14 protein-coding genes are annotated in these 18,397 nt (G+C 46.0%); 3 read left to right on the forward strand and 11 right to left on the reverse strand.

The features are described from left to right. Positions 1-26: 26 nt before the first annotated feature. The 5 genes from carA to Q0307_RS12345 all read right to left on the reverse strand — a co-directional run bounded on the left by carA (position 27) and on the right by Q0307_RS12345 (position 5,245). Positions 27-1,163 (reverse strand): glutamine-hydrolyzing carbamoyl-phosphate synthase small subunit, encoded by a 1,137-nt coding sequence (carA, locus tag Q0307_RS12325; protein ID WP_298661019.1) that lies wholly within the window; start codon positions 1,161-1,163, stop codon positions 27-29. A 134-nt stretch (positions 1,164-1,297) separates the two neighbouring features. Beyond that, positions 1,298-2,719: a molybdate ABC transporter ATP-binding protein ModF gene (gene modF / locus Q0307_RS12330; RefSeq protein WP_298661021.1), complete on the reverse strand. Its 1,422-nt coding sequence runs from the start codon at positions 2,717-2,719 to the stop codon at positions 1,298-1,300. A gap of 81 nt (positions 2,720-2,800) precedes the next feature. Further along, positions 2,801-3,322, reverse strand: a complete 522-nt coding sequence (locus Q0307_RS12335; protein ID WP_298661023.1) for a copper chaperone PCu(A)C — start codon at positions 3,320-3,322, stop codon at positions 2,801-2,803. Between the two features lie 52 nt (positions 3,323-3,374). After that, positions 3,375-3,980 (reverse strand): nicotinate-nucleotide adenylyltransferase, encoded by a 606-nt coding sequence (gene nadD / locus Q0307_RS12340; protein WP_298661025.1) that lies wholly within the window; start codon positions 3,978-3,980, stop codon positions 3,375-3,377. An 8-nt stretch (positions 3,981-3,988) separates the two neighbouring features. Then, on the reverse strand, positions 3,989-5,245 hold the full coding sequence (locus Q0307_RS12345) for a glutamate-5-semialdehyde dehydrogenase (RefSeq protein WP_298661026.1): 1,257 nt from the start codon (positions 5,243-5,245) through the stop codon (positions 3,989-3,991). Between the two features lie 172 nt (positions 5,246-5,417). Between Q0307_RS12345 and Q0307_RS12350 the strand changes: the two genes are divergently transcribed. Further along, the gene (locus Q0307_RS12350) at positions 5,418-5,783 is read left to right on the forward strand and encodes a hypothetical protein (protein WP_298661028.1); all 366 of its coding nucleotides are present in this window, start codon (positions 5,418-5,420) and stop codon (positions 5,781-5,783) included. Between the two features lie 2 nt (positions 5,784-5,785). Here Q0307_RS12350 and pheA read toward each other — a convergent pair whose 3' ends face one another. From pheA to Q0307_RS12365, 3 genes are all read right to left on the reverse strand, one after another. After that, positions 5,786-6,871 carry a prephenate dehydratase gene (pheA, locus tag Q0307_RS12355; protein ID WP_298661030.1) on the reverse strand — a complete coding sequence of 362 codons (1,086 nt, stop codon included), beginning with the start codon at positions 6,869-6,871 and terminating at the stop codon, positions 5,786-5,788. A 19-nt stretch (positions 6,872-6,890) separates the two neighbouring features. Further along, positions 6,891-7,976: a 3-phosphoserine/phosphohydroxythreonine transaminase gene (gene serC, locus Q0307_RS12360; protein WP_298661032.1), complete on the reverse strand. Its 1,086-nt coding sequence runs from the start codon at positions 7,974-7,976 to the stop codon at positions 6,891-6,893. Between the two features lie 160 nt (positions 7,977-8,136). Continuing rightward, positions 8,137-8,526, reverse strand: coding sequence for a hypothetical protein (locus tag Q0307_RS12365; protein ID WP_298661033.1), 390 nt, complete (start codon positions 8,524-8,526; stop codon positions 8,137-8,139). A 163-nt stretch (positions 8,527-8,689) separates the two neighbouring features. On the opposite strand from Q0307_RS12365, the gene Q0307_RS12370 reads away from it, so the two are divergent. Further along, positions 8,690-11,026: a hypothetical protein gene (locus Q0307_RS12370; protein ID WP_298661035.1), complete on the forward strand. Its 2,337-nt coding sequence runs from the start codon at positions 8,690-8,692 to the stop codon at positions 11,024-11,026. A gap of 51 nt (positions 11,027-11,077) precedes the next feature. Here the strand turns inward: Q0307_RS12370 and Q0307_RS12375 are convergent, their stop codons facing one another. Then, entirely contained in the window at positions 11,078-11,986 is a 909-nt protein-coding gene (locus Q0307_RS12375; protein ID WP_298661037.1) for a hypothetical protein, read from the reverse strand. A gap of 301 nt (positions 11,987-12,287) precedes the next feature. Here Q0307_RS12375 and Q0307_RS12380 point away from each other — a divergent pair, with 301 nt between their 5' ends. Then, on the forward strand, positions 12,288-13,358 hold the full coding sequence (locus Q0307_RS12380; protein WP_298661039.1) for a 3-deoxy-7-phosphoheptulonate synthase: 1,071 nt from the start codon (positions 12,288-12,290) through the stop codon (positions 13,356-13,358). A 42-nt stretch (positions 13,359-13,400) separates the two neighbouring features. Here Q0307_RS12380 and Q0307_RS12385 read toward each other — a convergent pair whose 3' ends face one another. Continuing rightward, positions 13,401-17,120 carry an AAA family ATPase gene (locus Q0307_RS12385; RefSeq protein ID WP_298661041.1) on the reverse strand — a complete coding sequence of 1,240 codons (3,720 nt, stop codon included), beginning with the start codon at positions 17,118-17,120 and terminating at the stop codon, positions 13,401-13,403. Then, entirely contained in the window at positions 17,117-18,355 is a 1,239-nt protein-coding gene (locus tag Q0307_RS12390; RefSeq protein WP_298661043.1) for an exonuclease SbcCD subunit D C-terminal domain-containing protein, read from the reverse strand. The genes Q0307_RS12385 and Q0307_RS12390 overlap by 4 nt, the downstream gene beginning before the upstream one ends. Positions 18,356-18,397 lie beyond the last annotated feature (42 nt).

The raw sequence follows: 18,397 nt of genomic DNA on the forward strand, positions 1-18,397 counted from the left end.
CAGCATCTGGAGGAACAAAAAAGGTTTTAACGCGTAGCTCGCATCAAATCGATAAAGCGGTCAAATACCGGTGCAACATCATGCGGCCCCGGGCTCGCCTCTGGATGCCCTTGGAAACTAAATGCTGGGCAATCGGTACGTTCAATACCTTGTAAGGTCTGATCAAATAAAGAACGATGTGTCGCTTTTAGATTAGCCGGTAGACTGGCTTCATCCACCGCGAAGCCATGATTTTGGCTACTAATCATCACTTGACCGGTTTTCATATCCTGTACTGGATGATTCGCCCCATGATGACCAAACTTCATTTTCACCGTGCGCGCACCACTAGCTAAACCTAGCAATTGATGCCCTAAACAAATCCCAAATACAGGCCGTTTAGTGGCTAAAACTTGCTTAATCGCAGTAATAGCGTAATCACAAGGTTCTGGATCACCCGGGCCATTCGATAAGAATACACCATCAGGGTTCAGGGCTAATACTTTATCAGCTGGCGTTTGCGCAGGCACTACCGTGACCTTACAACCCCGATCCACTAACATGCGTAAGATATTTTTCTTAACGCCAAAGTCATAAGCGACTACATGATAGTTAGCTTTTTCTGCAGTGGAAGCACGCGGAATCGCTGGATTTAATTGCCAAGAACCCTCTGTCCAAACATAAGCGCTTGAACTACTAACTTCTTTAGCTAAATCCATACCTTGCAAACCGGGAAAATCTAAAGCAGCCGCTTTGGCTTCTGCTTCATCTAAATGCGCACCCGCCACAATACAACCACGTTGTGCACCTTTTTCCCGCAAAATTCGCGTTAAACGGCGCGTATCAATATCGGCAATCGCCACAATTTTGTTGCGCTCTAAATACGCAGATAGCGACTCTTCACCCCGCCAATTGCTATAAACACTGGGCACATCACGCACAATCAAACCCGCAGCATGAATCTGATCCGATTCACAATCTTCGGGATTAACGCCAACATTACCAATGTGGGGATAAGTTAAAGTCACGATCTGACGTGCATACGACGGGTCAGTTAAAATCTCTTGATAGCCAGTGAGAGCCGTATTGAATACCACTTCACCAACCGTTTGACCATCACAGCCAATGGAACGCCCCCGAAAAACGCTACCGTCTTCCAGTACTAGCAGTGCCAGTTTGCTCAAAGGAACCTCCAAGTTCTACATATAATAACGGGATGGGGGTTACCCATCCCGTGCACACGTAGGGGCGTATATTACCCGCTGCTGAACAATGTGTCCACGCCCAGATGTTGTGCAGTGCAATAAACTCCATTGAATTAATGCTTGCCTAAAGCCAAATGCTGATGAATCCCTGCAATATTGTCTTGCGCTCGATGATTCACATACAACACTGTCGTTTCAGTCCCCGCACAAATTTTCTCAATCAGTGCTAACACTAATTGCCGATTCAGATCATCCAAACCTAAACAAGGCTCATCTAGAATCAATAAAGTCGGATGCTTAACCATCGCACGGGCAATCAGTACCAAACGTTGGTCTCCATAGGATAGCTGGTTAAATGGCTCGGTAGCACGCTCATGCATACCTAATAAGGCCAACCATTCTTCAGCAATGACACGCTCACGCTCCGTGTATTTCTGATACAAGCCAATACTGTCGTAGAAACCTGAAATAATCACATTACGTACCGTAATGCTCACGCGATATTCCCACTGCAAATTGCTTGATACATAACCAATATATTGCTTAATCTGCCAAATGCTTTCACCCGTACCACGCTGCATACCAAAGACAAAAATATCATTGGTATAAGATTGGGGATGATCACCTGTGATAAGGTTTAATAAACAAGTTTTGCCACTACCATTCGGCCCTGTGACCTGCCAATGCTCACCTGCTTGGATCGTCCAATCCAAATCGGAAAAAACTAATTTTTCATCGTAAGCAATCCGCGCTTTGCGTAAACGCACTAAGGGCTGACTAGGATCAAGCTTAGGTGGCAGATGCTCACGAGGCGCTTGCGGAATCTTTAAATCCGTAGTTTTAAGATGCAAAAGTTGTTGTAAATCAGCACTGGCTACAGGATCCTGCACCACAACTTGATGCAAGAGCTGGCCATGCTCCATATAGGCTAGATGGGTAATGAAGCTTGGTATTTCATCCACTCGATTCAAGACCATGACTATACGTGTTTGTGCCGCAACTACATGGAGTAAGTCAGCCAGTAATCTTGTGGAGTCAAGGTCTAAACCTTCAAAGGGTTCATCTAACACTAAGAACTGCGGGCAACAAGCTAAAGCTCGAATCAGCATAAGTTTGCGTGTTTCACCCGTCGATAGCTTCCGAAACCCACGCTCCAATACCGACTGAAACTTAAATAAGTCAATCAACTCCGCTAAACGAATCGCATCCGTGTCAGGCAAAGTGAGTAGATCTTTAACAGGCGTGCCTTCGGGGAGGACATCTACAATATCCGCATCATCTTTCTTGCGCTCTTGCTCAATCAACTGGGCTTGGGCCTCAAAAGAGACTAAAGCCGTTTTGGTGGGCAGGCCTTGAATAACACCGCTAATCGGTTCACCTACACCACATAAGATCGCTGCTAAAGCTGATTTGCCAGCACCGTTTCCACCTAAAATCACCCAATGCTGCCCAGCATGCAGCTCCCAGTTAAGGTGAGTTAAGCGGTAATACTTATTGAGTTGAACGCTGTAATCTTGAAGGAGAAGGCTGCTCATAAAAAGCTCTAAAACCGTGAGAGGGGTTTAGAGCCTAACGCAAGCTTAGGCCATGCAGCAAGTAGCCCGCTACTCATGGGCTTAATGCATGGGTGCAGAAACCTCTTGCACGGGTGCAGACACTTTTAAACTAGTGCCGTCCTCGAAACTCAAACTTAGATCCACTGTTTCGCCGACTTTTAAAGGCTGTTTCAAACCGATTAACATGATATGAAAACTACCCGGTTTAAGTGCTACGGTTTTCCCTGCAGGTAAATCAATCTTTTCTACTTTGCGCATTTTCATCACGCCACCTTCATTGACGTGGTTGTGTAGCTCTACAACAGTTGCCACCGAACTTTCTGCTTTAACTAAAGCGTGTGCTTGACTATCGTTATTCTGCAACTGCATAAAAGCAGCACTCAACGTTTGTCCAGGAGGAACTGCACGCACATAAGCAGCACTTGCTGCAAACTGACCTACTCCTACAACAGCATTAGCAGGCATAGCCGCTGCAGTTTTATGGGCTGGTGCATTTTGCTTGTCACAAGCTGTAGCTATGACACTCGCAGAAAATAAAGTAAAAACGCCCAGTATAAACAGGGAGGTTTTAGGTTTTTGCATAGTTTTATACCTTTAGAAACAAATATAAATAATAGGGGGAGTCTTAGATTTTTTAACTATAGAGTCTATATCTTTCAATATATTGATATACATCATCAGGTACCAGAAAGCGTACGCTCTTATTATTTTTACAAGCTTCCCGAATTTTAGTCGCGGAAATTTCTAAGGGTGTTACGGATAAAAAGGTCACGCGCCTGGCTGCTGTTGAGCGTAATTCACAGGTCGTTTGCGCGAGTAACTCTCCATACCAATCATGGAGATCGGGTAGATAACCGGGGCGGCTCATCACCACCAAATGCGCAAGCTGCATAATCTCTTGCCAGCGATGCCAACTGCGAAACGCTAAGAACGCATCCATCCCCAAGACAAAAGCGAGGGGAATTTCCGCCCCTAAATCATCCCGTAAGGAGCGCAAGGTATCGAAGGTATAAGAATTCCCCTGCCGCTCAAGCTCACGTCGGTCGGCTTGAAATAAAGGTTCTCCGGCAATGGCTAAATTAACCATCTCCCAACGCTGCTCAGCGTTCGCTTTAGGTTGTGGTCGATGCGGCGGAACGCTGCCGGGAATGAAGCGTACTTGCTCCATTCCACAGCTTTCAGCAATTTCTAGAGCCGTGCGTAAATGCCCGATATGAATGGGATCAAATGTCCCGCCCATAACCCCGATCATACGCGGATTTGCCCATCGCCTAGCACGATGAATTTTTGTGAAGTTAAACCTTCCAAACCGACAGGACCCCGTGCATGGAGCTTATCAGTACTAATACCGATTTCTGCACCTAAACCAAACTCAAAGCCATCCGCAAAGCGCGTCGAAGCATTCACCAGCACTGAGCTAGAATCAACTACCCGCAAAAAATGCCGTGCTTTGGAATAATTCTGCGTCATGATCGTGTCGGTATGATGAGAACCGTATTGATTAATATGCTCAATCGCTTGCTGCATATCATCCACGACTCGAATCGACAGAATTGGGGCTAAATACTCAGTCACCCAATCCTCTTCAGTGGCGGGTTTAGCATTGGGTAAAATATCCCGAGTTTTCGCACAGCCACGTAGTTCCACGCCTTTTTCAGCATATTTTTCAGCTAAGCGCGGTAAAACTTGTGCTGCCACCGCATCAGCGACTAATAAAGTTTCCATCGCATTACACACCCCATAGCGATGGGTTTTCGCATTCAGCGCAACGGTCACCGATTTTTCCAAATCGGCCTCATCATCAATATACACATGACAAATACCATCTAAGTGCTTGATGACTGGGATTAACGACTCTTGGCTAACGCGCTCAATTAAACTTTTCCCACCGCGTGGAATAATCACATCCACATATTCTCTTGCGCGCAATAGTTCACCAACCGCAGCACGATCTGTGGTTTCAATCACTTGCACACAAGCCTCTGGCAAACCTGCTGCCATTAGACCTTCTTGCACGCAGGCAGCAATCGCTCGATTGGAATGAATCGCTTCAGAACCACCCCGCAAAATCGTCGCATTCCCCGACTTTAAGCATAAGCTCGCGGCATCCACCGTCACATTTGGGCGTGACTCATAGATGATGCCAATGACCCCGAGTGGCACACGCATTTTTCCTACTTGAATACCGGTAGGACGGTAATTGAGGTCAGTAATCGCACCCACAGGATCAGGTAAAGCCGCCACTTGACGCAAACCTTCTACCATGGTGTTAAGCGCTTTCTCGTTTAAAGTTAAACGATCAAGCATAGCGTTATCTAAACCTTTCTCACGACCTGCCGCTAAATCTTTGGCATTCTCAGCTTTCAGCCAAGCTGCTTTTGCAATAATGGCATCTGCCATCGCCTGCAAAGCCTTGTTTTTTGTAGCTGTCTCTGCTCCTGCTAATACGGCAGCTGCAGCCCGCGCTTGTTGGCCAACGGTTTGCATATAATCTGTGATATTCAACGTCTCAATCCTCAAATGCTTTACCCGCAAGAATACCACGATTAGCCTATGGGCACAGCTCTCTAGGCTTGGGTTGTTTTAGCCAAAGCCCCTTATATCTACAAAAAAGTTTGCTACCATTGAAGCTAAATGCAACTCAATGAATCACCCCAATAACACTGAAAGGCTAACTATGCTTGCGGATATTTTCTGGTATGTCGTGATTCCTCTCGCGGCTCTGTGGTTAGCTTATAGCTTTGGCTGGCAACGCGGCTATGATAATGGTTTTCTAGTTGGGCGTGATGAAGGTATTAAAGAAGGCAAAGTAGTTGGCGAGAAAATAGGTGTCGAAAAAGAGATTAAAGAACGCATTCTCACTAATCTTAGAGGTGCTAATAATGGTGCTTTAGATGAAACTGAATTAAAGATTCGAGAGAAATTCTATGCTGATCTCACCAAAAAACCCTTAGCCCCACCGCCGCCTTCAACCAATTATGGAGTATATTGGTGGACAATCGCCAGTCTAGCTGGCGTACTCGTGGTATTTTGGTTGATTTAGGCTTACATCACCGCAACCGGATAAGAACCTAGGACTTTCAGCAAATCAACTTCATCACGTAGCACCTCTAAAGCCTTCTGCACATTAGGGTTAGTTTCATGGCCTTGTACATCCACAAAAAACACATACTCCCAATTCATATTGCGCGAAGGCCGCGATTCAATCCGTGACATATCCACACCATTTTCTGCTAGTGGTTGCAATAAATGATAGAGCGAACCTGGACGATTCGGCGCAGAAACTAAAATCGACGTTTTATCTTTACCACTGGGTGCTACAACTTGATCACCAATTACTAAAAAGCGGGTCGTATTATTCGGTTGATCTTCAATATTTTGCTGCACCACTTCTAGCCCATAAATCGCCGCTGCTTGCTGACTACCAATCGCTACCGATTCAGGATCTAAAGCCGATAAACGTGCTGCCTCTGCATTACTACTGACTGCAATACGCTCAGCATGTGGCAAGTTTTTATCTAACCAATAACGACACTGAGCCAGTGATTGTTGATGCGAATAGATTTTAGCGGCACTTTTCCACTCAGCGTGTTTACACATTAAAGTCTGATTGATCCGCAGCATAATTTCGCCACAAATACGCAGTGGCGATTGCATAAACATATCTAAGGTATGTGTAATCACCCCCTCAGTGGAGTTTTCAATCGGCACGACACCATAGCGCACCCGTCCTGCTTCTACTTCCCGGAAAACTTGGCTAATTGAATCCACAGAGAAAGTCGCAATGCCATTACCAAAATGCTTAAAAGTTGCTTCCTGGGTGAATGTACCAGCGGGGCCTAAGTAGGCAATCTTCATCGATTCTTCTAGAGCTAAGCAGGCAGAAATAATCTCGCGATATAAACGGCTGACTTGCTCATTGCGCAGCGGCCCCGGATTATTCGCTTGCATACGGCGTAAAATTTGCGCTTCACGCTCAGGGCGATAGAAGACAGCCTTAGGATCTTCTGCAAGCTTGGCATGCGCTACTTGTTCGGCGCAGCGTGCACGCTCACTGAGAAGCTGCAAGACTTGATCATCCAGTGTATCAATCCGCTCACGTAAAGCTTTTAAATCTATATTTCCCGCCATGTCTTCTCTTCTGCTCCTCTCAACCGTTTTTCGCCTCGAACTCACGCATGAATGTAATTAAAGCATCCACGCCTTCCTCGGGCATTGCATTATAAATGCTGGCACGCATACCGCCTACTAAGCGATGACCTTTTAGTGTGACTAAACTCACTTGTGCTGCTTCATCCAAAAAGCGCTTTTCTAGACTTTCATTCGCTAAGGTAAAAGGCACATTCATCCATGAACGACAATCAGGGTCAACCGGATTGTTATAGAAATCGCTGGTATCAATAGCTGCGTATAATTTCTCGGCTTTGCGCTGGTTGATCTTAGCCATTGCGTCTAAGCCACCTTGCTTTAACAACCACTGAAAGACTAAGCCTGACAAATACCACGCATAGGTGGGTGGTGTGTTATACATAGACTCCGTTTCAGCATAGATCTGATAATTAAACATGCTCGGTGTGCCATCCAGCACTTGGCCTAATAAGTCTTCACGCACAATCACCAGCGTTAATCCAGCAGGGCCAATATTCTTTTGTGCCCCTGCATAAATTAGTCCAAAGCGGCTCACATCAATCGGGCGAGCTAAAATATCAGAAGACATATCCACGACCAGCGGGACATCCTCCACTTCGGGAATCCAATCAAACTCCACCCCACGGATCGTTTCATTTGAGGTATAATGCAAATAAGCCGCCTGCGGATTACGTTGCCAACTAGCGAAAGGGGGAATGGTGGTGTAATTACTATCTGCACTTGAAGCAATCACCTTAACATCAAGATAGCGCTGCCCTTCTTCAGTCGCCTTGAGTGACCAATCGCCCGTATCTAAGTAATCGGCTTGCGGTTTGCCACGCGCGAGATTCATCGGAATCATCGCAAATTGGCTATGTGCTCCACCTTGCAAAAATAGTACTTTGTAGTTGTTTGGAATCGCCATCAGGGTACGAAAATCGGCTTCGGCTTGCGCTGCAATCGACATAAATTCTTTGCCCCGATGACTCATTTCCATCACCGACATACCAGAACCTTGCCAATCTAACAGTTCAGCTTGTGCTTGTTCGAGTACCGCGTGGGGGAGCACTGCAGGGCCGGGGCTAAAGTTGAAGACGGGCTGCTTCATAATGCCGCATTTATCCTATAGCTAAAAACGAAGGCGCTATGTTCCCATATTGAGGGTTAGTATGGCAAACACAGGCTTAGAGTTTAATAAATTTAACATAACATAAATTAAAAGAATTAAATAACTTAAAATACTTGTACTTTAATTAATCTGGAGAAGATCAAATATCACAGCGATCAAAGCTTTTACGTGGATTAAATTGTTGATTAGCTTCGTTATAACGATAAATTGCATAGCAGCGATCAATTCCGCCATGACCAATCGATTGCAGTACTGCCAAATCATTTAAGCCATCCCGATCGTAGTCACCGATTTTTAAATAGAAATTGCGCCAGCCTGCGTAAAGATACGGGTTTACTGCCTCCAGCATGACAGGTTGATTCTCCTCTATTTGCAGCATGACCAAATTTTCCTCAATAAAAACCCAAGCTGGTAGATTAGGTTTGATTTGGAAATAAACTTCGTGCTGACTAGAAGTCGCTGCGTGGATAAATGAACTATTTAGCCCTAAAAATAAACTAATCCATAGGCGCTTTAAGGGTTTTAACATATACTAAACAGCCTCTTAACTGCAAAACTCTGCAGTTTCTCAAAGAAAACTACGCATCAGGTTCTAGTGTGCACTAAAGCATACTTATCACTAGGACTCAAAAGCGGCTTCTTCAGTTTCATCAACACCGCTTTTTTATTAGGAAAAAATTAGGGGAAAGTCCATGATACCTGCAATTCGGGTAGCTGCCTGTTTAATCACAGTTTGGCTCTTACATGGCTGTGGAGGCGGTTCAGACAATACCAATAATGGCGGAGATGGTGGAGTTACGCCGCCAGCAGGGACGGGGAAACTCGTCGTCAGCCACCCACAAAATAGTAGCACCATTGCTTTAGTTAATATTCCCTACACAACCACCCCAAGCACCGCAGCAGCTCGTCAAGCGGGCAATACTAGTGCCACCGGCGAATATAAATACGATACTAGCGAACAAGTTAGCTTCAGTTTATTCAATACCACCTTTGCTGGCATTACCACCAAAGCAAGCATCAATGAAGATGATTTGGCTGTCAGTTTCTGCAAAAATCATGCTGCGCCTGCAAGCTGCCAATACAAGGTAGCACGTAATGTGCAACGACTCTTACTCAGCACTGATACAGATCAAAACTACACCAATGGCATCACGATTCTTGCAAATTTTCAGCAAAATCCACCACTAGCTCTGGATAGTGAGATCGACCAATTTGAGCTTGCTTTAGCCAAGAAGCTCTCTCCGCTAGGTCGCCAAACTGTAGCCCTATTTAGCCCGTCTTTAGGGATCAACTTAGAGTCACCCCAGCCTGAATCCGATGAAGTCGGCGGGCAACCTGTCGCTTTTGTCGATTTATTTAGAATCTCACGCCCTTTTCCTGAATTTTCTTGTACCGATATTAAATATGATAGCCATGGCTGGCCAACTGAAATTCCAGCCTCGTGCGATACTCAAGTAAATCCTACTTTCCGTACCCCCACTTGGGCAACGACTTTAATTCTACGCTATCTACCTTATGGAGCGATTCCAACCGGTAAATACACCGTTCTATACGAAGGAGCTGGCTCACTCCAATATAGTGGGATTGCCAATAAGCTACCGGCAGAAAGCCAGCCCGGACGTGATGTGATCGAGATCACACCGGACTTAATTAAAACGCGCAACTCAGCCGGTTTGCGCGTGCAATTAAAAGACATGGATAGCGCCAATCCAGTGAAAAATATCCGCATTGTTATGCCCGGTGGCACTTGTGAGGGCAATCCTTTAGTGCGGGTGGATAGTGAGGCTGATTGCCCCTCAGGTCAATATCGTAGCTTTGTGGATACTTTAGCGGCTGATCGTAATAGCATTATTTTTAATCCCGATTATTTGCGCTTTTTGAAGGATTTCAAAGTATTGCGCACCATGAATCTGATGGAAATGAGTCCACGGAATAGAGCTTGTTATCCTTTAACCGATGATGCGTATAAACAATGCCTGCTTCAGGAGTTCACTTGGGATCAGCGGGCGAAAATGGATCAAGCCTCATGGGGTGGATCCTCTCGTACACCTTTACTGAAACTATATGCACGCGGTGCTCCACTCGAAGTGGTCGTGGCTTTAGCCAATACCTTAAACAAAGATGTGTGGTTTAACTTGCCTCATAACGCCACTAATGATTACGTCACTCAATTTGCTACTTATGTGCGCGATACTCTCAACCCCAACCTGAAAATCCATGTCGAATATACCAATGAACCGTGGAATGCCATTTTCTGGGGTGCGATGTATGTACGGATGAAAGGTATTGCTTTGGGTTTGGATACCACTGAATGGCGGGCGGGTTATAAATACTACTCCAATCGCTCGGTAGAAATTTTCAAAATCTGGCACGATATTTTTGGTGGCTCTGAACGCTTAATCCGTACCTTGAATACCTATCATCCCGATGAATGGATGTCGCGCAATATGTTGAGCTATAACGGTAATAGCCAATTCGTCGATGCTTTAGCCAGTGCGCCCTATTTCCAAGGCTGTTGGGATAAATCCGCCAATGTAGCTTGTGCTGATACCACTAAAAATCCATTAGTAGTGAAAGATGCGACCTCAGTCGATGATTTATTCACTATCATTGATAATCCAAACAATCCTTATGGGATCGCTGCGACGCTCAAATGGATGAGTGTGCAAGCCAAAGTCGCTAAAGATTTTAATGTCGATTTTTATACTTATGAAGGCGGCCAGCATTTGGTGACTAAAAATGAGGATCAGACTTTAACTGCTGATCATCGCAAACGTCTCTTGGACTTAATCCGTGCGGCGAATCGTGACCCACGGATGGCAGGGCGCTACAGCCAAATGCTCACGGGCTGGAAAGAGAGTGGCGGCAAATTATTCATGCTATTTACCATGCCACAGAGCTATCACAGTTGGGGTACTTTTGGTATCAAAGAGCATTTGAATCAAGCACGTAGCGAAGCCCCTAAATACGATATGAGTATGCAATTCCAAGAAATGCAGAAAAAATGTTGGTGGGCAGACTGTGAGTAGCTAATGCGAACCCTAGCGCCAGTCTAATTCGCTGGCGCAGCTTGTTCTATTTTAGAGTTTGGGAGCGAATACATCCTTGTAGCGTATTGTTTGTGAACTGGTTTCACCCTTATCGGTTTTAGCTAGGCTTTTGTAAGGTAAGCCATCGAGCTTGCCAATATAAATTTGGTTAGTCCCCGCGCCCATGCCTGCCATATCGCTGTGATAACTAAACATCACAACTTCTACTCCATCTAGCGTATCAGTGCCCTCTTCCTTACATTCAGTCAGTTTGATACTGCCATCTTTCATCATCCCAATCACCACCCGCTCTGCATGACTCATATCGGGCGCTTGCTGCCACTTGCCCTCAGTGCTCATAAAAAACTGCTCATTCAGCTTAATCGCTTCTAATTTTAGCCCATCTGCTTCGGTAATCGTATGCCAAGCGGCTTGTGCCAATTTAGCTTCACTGGCTTTAATCACTGTTTCGCAAGCCGGATCAGCTGTAGTTGTTGAGATTGTTGTGGGTGTTGCCGTGCTAGAACTAGCTAACTTAGTAGAGGCCAATCGCAGCAAACTTTCTAGTTTCTGCAAACCACTATCTACATACTCTCCCCCCATCTTACTGACACTGATTACCTCTTGGCCTTGGCGCATCGAAACCTTATCGATTTCACGCCCCTGCCGATGGCTATTGGCTTCATCACCTAAATCTGCAATTTTATTTTTGCCTGAAAACAAAGTCTTGAAACCGTTTTTTGCCGCTTCCTCATCGTGATAGTCGATGTACATGACGCGCACTGAAAAACTATCTTTTGCATAATCACAAATTTCAGGGGTATTCGTGGTAACTTCCACTGCTTGACCAAAAGCGGTTTGAATTTCAGCCGCACTGATTAGAGAACAGGCAGACTCTGCAGCATAAACTTGCGTAACTAAGCAAGCCGATAAACAAACTAATAAACCAGAGGATTTCATAATTTCATCCTTGTATGGGTCGAGGATTTAGTGGATATTCGGACGATCTCAAACAGTTTAGGTTCAAACGCTCGCTAGATTATCGAACCTTTCTGAATCCAATGTATAGCCAAAAAAGACAAAAACTGCAAGCCTTAGTCAAGACTTGCTTACACTCCTGAATGGGTGATTAAACGCTAAGCCAGTATTTTAGGTTCTGTGTGCATTGAGCTGAGCATAGAACAAATTCTTATAACTTATTTTCACTTGCGAACCTGAACAGGTAAGATAGCGCCCACCTTTTAGTTTGCAGGTTTATCCCATGTTCCAAGATACGCTCAACAATACCAATATCGCTGAAGAGCACGTATTAGTCACCCCTGATGAGTTCAAAGCTCGCTTCCCACTGTCTGCACAAGGCGAAGCTTTTATACGCAGTAGCCGCCAAATCGTTGAAAATATTCTGGATGGCAAAGATCAGCGCTTATTAGTGGTATCAGGCCCTTGCTCCATTCACGACGTGGCAGCCGCTAAAGAATATGCCTTGCGCTTAAAAGCACTCAGCGAACAAGTCGATGATTCTTTGTATTTGGTTATGCGGATTTATTTTGAAAAACCACGCACCACCGTCGGCTGGAAAGGTCTGATTAATGACCCCGACATGAACGACTCTTTCAATATTGAAAAGGGTCTAGGCTTAGCACGTGAATTATTATTGTGGCTAGCCGAGCAAAATATTCCCACCGCGACCGAAGCACTTGACCCCATTAGCCCCCAATATTTATCCGATCTCTTTGCTTGGGCGGCGATTGGCGCACGCACCACAGAATCGCAAACGCACCGCGAAATGGCCAGTGGTTTATCCATGCCAGTGGGCTTCAAGAATGGCACGGATGGCAATTTAGATGTCGCGATCAATGCGATGCTCTCCGTCTCTCATCCACATAGTTTCCTTGGGATTAATCAAACCGGCCAAGTGACGGTGATCAAAACCCGTGGCAATCGCTATGGGCATATGATTCTGCGGGGCGGTAAACATCCGAATTACGATAGCGTCAATATTGCGCAATGCGAACAAGCGTTGGCGAAGGCTAAACTCCCCCAGAATATCGTGGTCGATTGCAGCCACGGCAACTCCAGCAAGCAACACGCTTTACAAGTTTTAGTCGCGGAAAATGTCGCTAGCCAAATTATTGAAGGCAATCGCTCCATTATGGGCATTATGCTAGAAAGTAATCTTTTCCCCGGCAATCAAGCGATTCCAGCGGATTTAAGCCAACTTAAATATGGTGTTTCAGTCACCGATGCTTGTATTGATTGGGATACGACTTCACAACTCTTAAAACACTTGAATGGACGCTTGAAAAATGTATTAAGAGAGCGTCGCCTCTAAAGTTTTATTTTAAGGCTGTTGTCTGTTGTGTAGGCAGCAGCCTTACTGCCCTGAAACGTGGATATAACTCTGTCCGCCCGACAAACGCAGCACCTGAATCTGTACGGCAATTCGCTCGGTCATTTCCTGCACATGCGAAATCACTCCTACTTTGCGGCCTTGGGCTTGGAGCTGATCTAAAGCATCCATCGCTATACGCAGCGAATCAGCATCTAAACTGCCAAAGCCTTCATCAATAAACAGCGATTCTACTTTTACCCGTTGTGAAGACAGGGAGGCTAAACCTAAAGCCAGCGCTAAAGACACTAAGAACGACTCACCACCCGATAAAGAATGCACCGAACGAATCTCACCACCCATATCCTGATCTAAGACCAAGAGCGCTAAACTTTCTCGTACCCGCCGCAAGGTATAACGGCGTGATAAATCCGCTAGGTGTTGATTGGCATAGCTCAGTAAAAGATCAAGGCTGTATTGCTGAGCAAAATTCCGAAACTTTTTCCCGTCGGCTGAACCGATTAACTCGTTTAACTGCCCCCAAACACGAGCTTGATCACTTAAACGCTCTACTTCAGCTTGCAAATGTGCGGCTTGCTCCCGGCGCTGCAGATCCTCACGCAGCACTAACATATGCTCTTGCCAAACTTGTTGAGCAGTTTGCAGGTTTAACTCATTCGTAGCCTGTGCGGCTTCAACGGCTGCTAAAGACTCAATCCTAGGTCGTAACTGCTGATGCTGCGCAACTTGGGCTTGACGCTCATGTAAAACGGCTTGAGTTTGACTCACTGCTGTTGCTAAAGCTTGCAAAGCTTGTTGCTCTTGCTGACGCCAAGCGGAGGTATAGCTTAATAAAGACTTGAGTTCTGCTAAATCTAAGACAAAACCTTCCGCTTGAAAGACTGCAAGCTGAGCTACCAAGGCTTGTTGAGCTTCCGCTTGCTGAGTCTCCTGCAGTTTTAAACTTGCCTGTAATTGCACCAAACTTTCTGCTACCCGAATCTGTTGATGGGTCGCCTGTGCAAGTTGTTGTTGAGCCGCTTGTTCTTGTTGAGTTAACTGCGTTAATGCATTTTGCCAACACCGTTCTACGGTGCTAACCGCTTCTCCCGCTAATAAAGTCTGGCGTTGCCTTTGTTGCCTTTGCCATTGCTCTTGCAAGGCTTGAGTTTGTGCTTGCAAGCGCTCCCAAGTGTCCTGAGCTTGTTGAACTTCAAACTTAACTTGAGTTTGGGTCGCTGCTAACTCTAATTGTTGCTGGGTTAACACTTGTTGCTGTTGCTGCTGACTTTGCCACTCTGTTACTTGCTGTTGGCAGTTCTCGATAAAAACCTCAGGCGCTTGTTGCCAAACACTATACCAACTTGGCTCGATAAAGGCTTGATTGAGCTGCAACACCCCTGCCTTGAACTGAGCACTGAGTTCAAGCTCGGTAGTTTGTAAATACTGCTGCTGTGCTTGTAACTGCTGGAGTTTGGTTTCGGTGTCTTTAACAGACTGTTGAGCAATTAAACTCTGCTGTTGTGCTTGTGTGAATGCTTGTTGTGCTTGATCACGTTGTTGATAACGCTGGCGAGCAAGCTGTTCTTGGGCATTAATCTGCGTCACAGCTTGCTGTTTTTGTTTGAGTTGCTGTTCTAAAGCTTGCTCAACAGCTTGCTCGATGCTCAGTGAGGCATAGGTTTGCCATTGCTGCTCTCTCTGAGTTAGGTCTTGTTGAGCCTCTACTAAACTTCGCTTTAAAGCGTCTTCTTGCTGTTGCACGTGAGCCAAGCGTGTTTGCTCGGTCGCTACTTGAGACTCCAGTTTTTTTAAGCGTTGGCGTTGTTGTAGATAATCTTGTTGTAAACTCGTTAGCACTTGATCTAAAGCCGGCTGCTGTTGTGCATAAGGGTGCGCCGTCGCACCACACACGGGGCAGGCATCGCCCTCTGCTAATTGTGAGCGCCAATGCATGGCCTGATCCACACAGGCGGCTGAAGCCAACTGCCAAGCATGTTCAGCACGTTCACAATCACGCTCTACGAAGGGTAACTGCGTTTTGAATGTGTGCAGCGTCCGTTCAATTTGCTGTTGTTCAAATTGTGTTTGTTGAAACTCCGTTTGTAGCTTAGCACAGTATTGCTGAGCACTTTGGTAGGCTTGCCAAGTCTGTTGAGCAGCTTGTAGTTGTATCCGTGCTTGCTCAAGGCTATAACGCTGGGTGGCGAGCTGTTCGAGATCGTATTCAGCCGCTTGTTGTTTGAACTCCCGATACGCCTGTTCTGTTTGAACTAAAACAACTTGAGACTGCTGAAACTCTTGTTGAGCGTGTTCTAGTTTTATTTGAGTATCTGCCCACTGCCCTTGAATAGTCTGCAACTCCCCCTCAACAAGTTGTTGTTTATCTAGGCTTTGTTGTGCCTGCTGTAATAAATTTTTCCAGTGTGTCCATTGTTCTGCCAGCACTTGAAACCTTTGATGAGTGTTAAGCCATGCTTGGGTATCCGCTTGTTGTTTTGCTAAATCCTCTACCCTAACCTGCTGCTGAACTTGGCTTGCTTGCAAAGTCGCTAAGTGTTGAGCGGCGGCTTGCTGCTCAGCCAAAGCCTTTGAATAGCGTGGCTCTAAGGCTTGAATTAAGGTATCGAGTTCTCGTGCTTGCAGGAGGCTAACCTGTAAATTTTGATAAGCGGCTTGCTGCTGTTGAAGCTCTACTTGCATGCGGTGGGCTTGTTCTTGAGCCGCGTGCTGTCGTTGCTCTGTTTGCTCAGACTCCGTTTGGCATTTCAGTAACTTAGCCTGATGGGTTTGCAAGGCCTGCTCAAGACGATCTAAATGCTCCACCACACCACGCACCGTTTGCACTGTCTCGATCTGAGCAACGAGCAAACGCCGCTCTGTTGCGGCTTGCTCTTGTTCCTGAGCGGTTAGCGCTAAAGCTGCAGCGGTTTGACAAGCCTGAGCTAAATTTTCTGCCTGTTGATACCAGTGTAATTGTTGCTCTAACTGACTCCGTTCTAGCTCTAAACTTTGTACTTGTAATTCGGCTTGTTGACTGGCTAATTCTGTTTGTTGACGCTCTGCGCTACTGAGAATTTTTAAAGCCACTAAGCGTTCACGCAAACCGTCAAAATGCTGCTCCGCAAGCTTAGCGCGTTGATAAGCGCGCCGTGATAAATCAGCAAACAAATCAGTTCCCGTTAAAGTCTGTAGCAGCTCTGCACGTTTATCATCGGAGGCTTTTAAAAACGCGGAAAACTCATTTTGTGCTAATAACACCGCCCGCGTGAATTGCTCGAAACTTAAACCAATCCGCTCAGCAATGGCTGCTAAAACTTCTGTTTTCCGTGCGCCACCAATCGGTTGCTCCGTATCGAGTCGCATGAGGGACATTTCGGAATTTTGTAAGCGCCCTTCCGCTTTAATTCGCGCCCGCCGTACACTCCAATGCGCACGATAAGTAAGGCCATCATTGCCCCTAAAATCAACTTCTGCAAAACCTTCTGCAGCTCCACGCCGCAAAATAGTACGTGTATCACGGGGGGCTATGGTTTCACCAGACACGTCCGGTAAGTTTTGCCCGCGATAACCTTCACGCGGTAAGCGCGGCATATCGTCATATAAGGCTAAGCATAAAGCATCCAGTAAAGTACTTTTACCCGCCCCGGTAGGCCCGGTAATAGCAAAAATCCCTGTACTGGCAAGCGGTTCTTGGGTGAAGTCGACTACAAATAACTTGGCGAGAGACGCTAAATTTTTGCCGCGAATCGCTAAGATTTTCATAAAGCGGTCTCAAGCTGGGTTTCATGCAGAATTTCTTGAAAAGCTTGTACCAATTCAGTCGGTAATTCGCTGGGATAGCGCTGCCGATAGACTTCTTCGAGTAAATTTAAGGGGTCTAACTGTTGTAACTCATCTAAAGACAAGGGAGCTAATTCAGTGCTTTCCGCCTCAGTACGCAGGTAACTGGTTTCAATTTTTGCTAAGCGTACCGGCTTATTTTGCAAAGCCGTTTCAATGCGCGCCCGCAAGCCCGGTTCAGGGGTCGCCAACTGCACACGCACTTCTAAGTAAGCTTGTTGCTGCTCAGGCAAATGAGGTAAATCTAAAGCTTCGAGCGCTGCTAATACCTCTGACAAAGGCGCTGGTTTAGCAGGAATCCTTAATAAATCAACAAAGCGGGGCATCCGAATCGGCTGCACTGACTGTAGCTTAGCACCTACCAAATCCACACACAGCACTTGATGCGGATAATGCGCTTCAGCGAAAGACATCGGCAATGGACTGCCAGAATAGCGGATCCCGTCTGCGCCTCCAACGGTTTGCGCTAAATGCAAATGGCCTAAGGCGAGATAATTCAAGTCTTTACTGAATACACTCGCGGGTAGTGCTTCACTATTCCCGACAATAATGCGCCGCTCTGAATCCACCGAGGCCGCTCCACCTTGTAAATAACAATGCCCCAAAGCAATGATCGCTTGCTCAGGCCGAGCTTTAGCTTGGGCAATAGTTAAGGCTTGTTGATAGAGCTGTTGAACTCCCGCAAGAAAGGCATCCTGTGCGCCCTCGACTTTGGGTAAATCGGCAGGACGCAAGAAGGGTATCGCTAAACACCAAGCGGCAATCTCCCCTGCTTTATTTTTTAAAGGTACAACCAACGAATCCAAATCATGGCTACCATACCGCCAAACCTGACCACTGACCACGGCATCTAAAAGCTGTAAAAACGGCCTAGGGGCTTCTAAACGGGTAGGTGAGTCATGATTACCGGCAATCAACACGGTATTCAAATGGGGCACACGCGCCCGCGCTGCTGTTAAAAAGCGATAAAGCTGTTGTTGAGCTAAAGCCGATGGATTGGCGGTATCAAACACATCGCCCGCAATCAGTAAAGCATCGGCTTGCTGCTCAACTAAAACATCCAGTAAATGATCTAAAAAACACTGTTGTTCATAACTACGCTCAAAGCCGTGCAAAGTTTGTCCAAGATGCCAATCGGCGGTGTGAATTAAACGCATGAGCTAGTGAAGGTTAGGAAAGGGACTGTCCAATATACCAAA

The sequence above is a fragment of the uncultured Thiothrix sp. genome, assembly GCF_937873765.1.
In the GTDB taxonomy this organism is placed as follows: domain Bacteria; phylum Pseudomonadota; class Gammaproteobacteria; order Thiotrichales; family Thiotrichaceae; genus Thiolinea.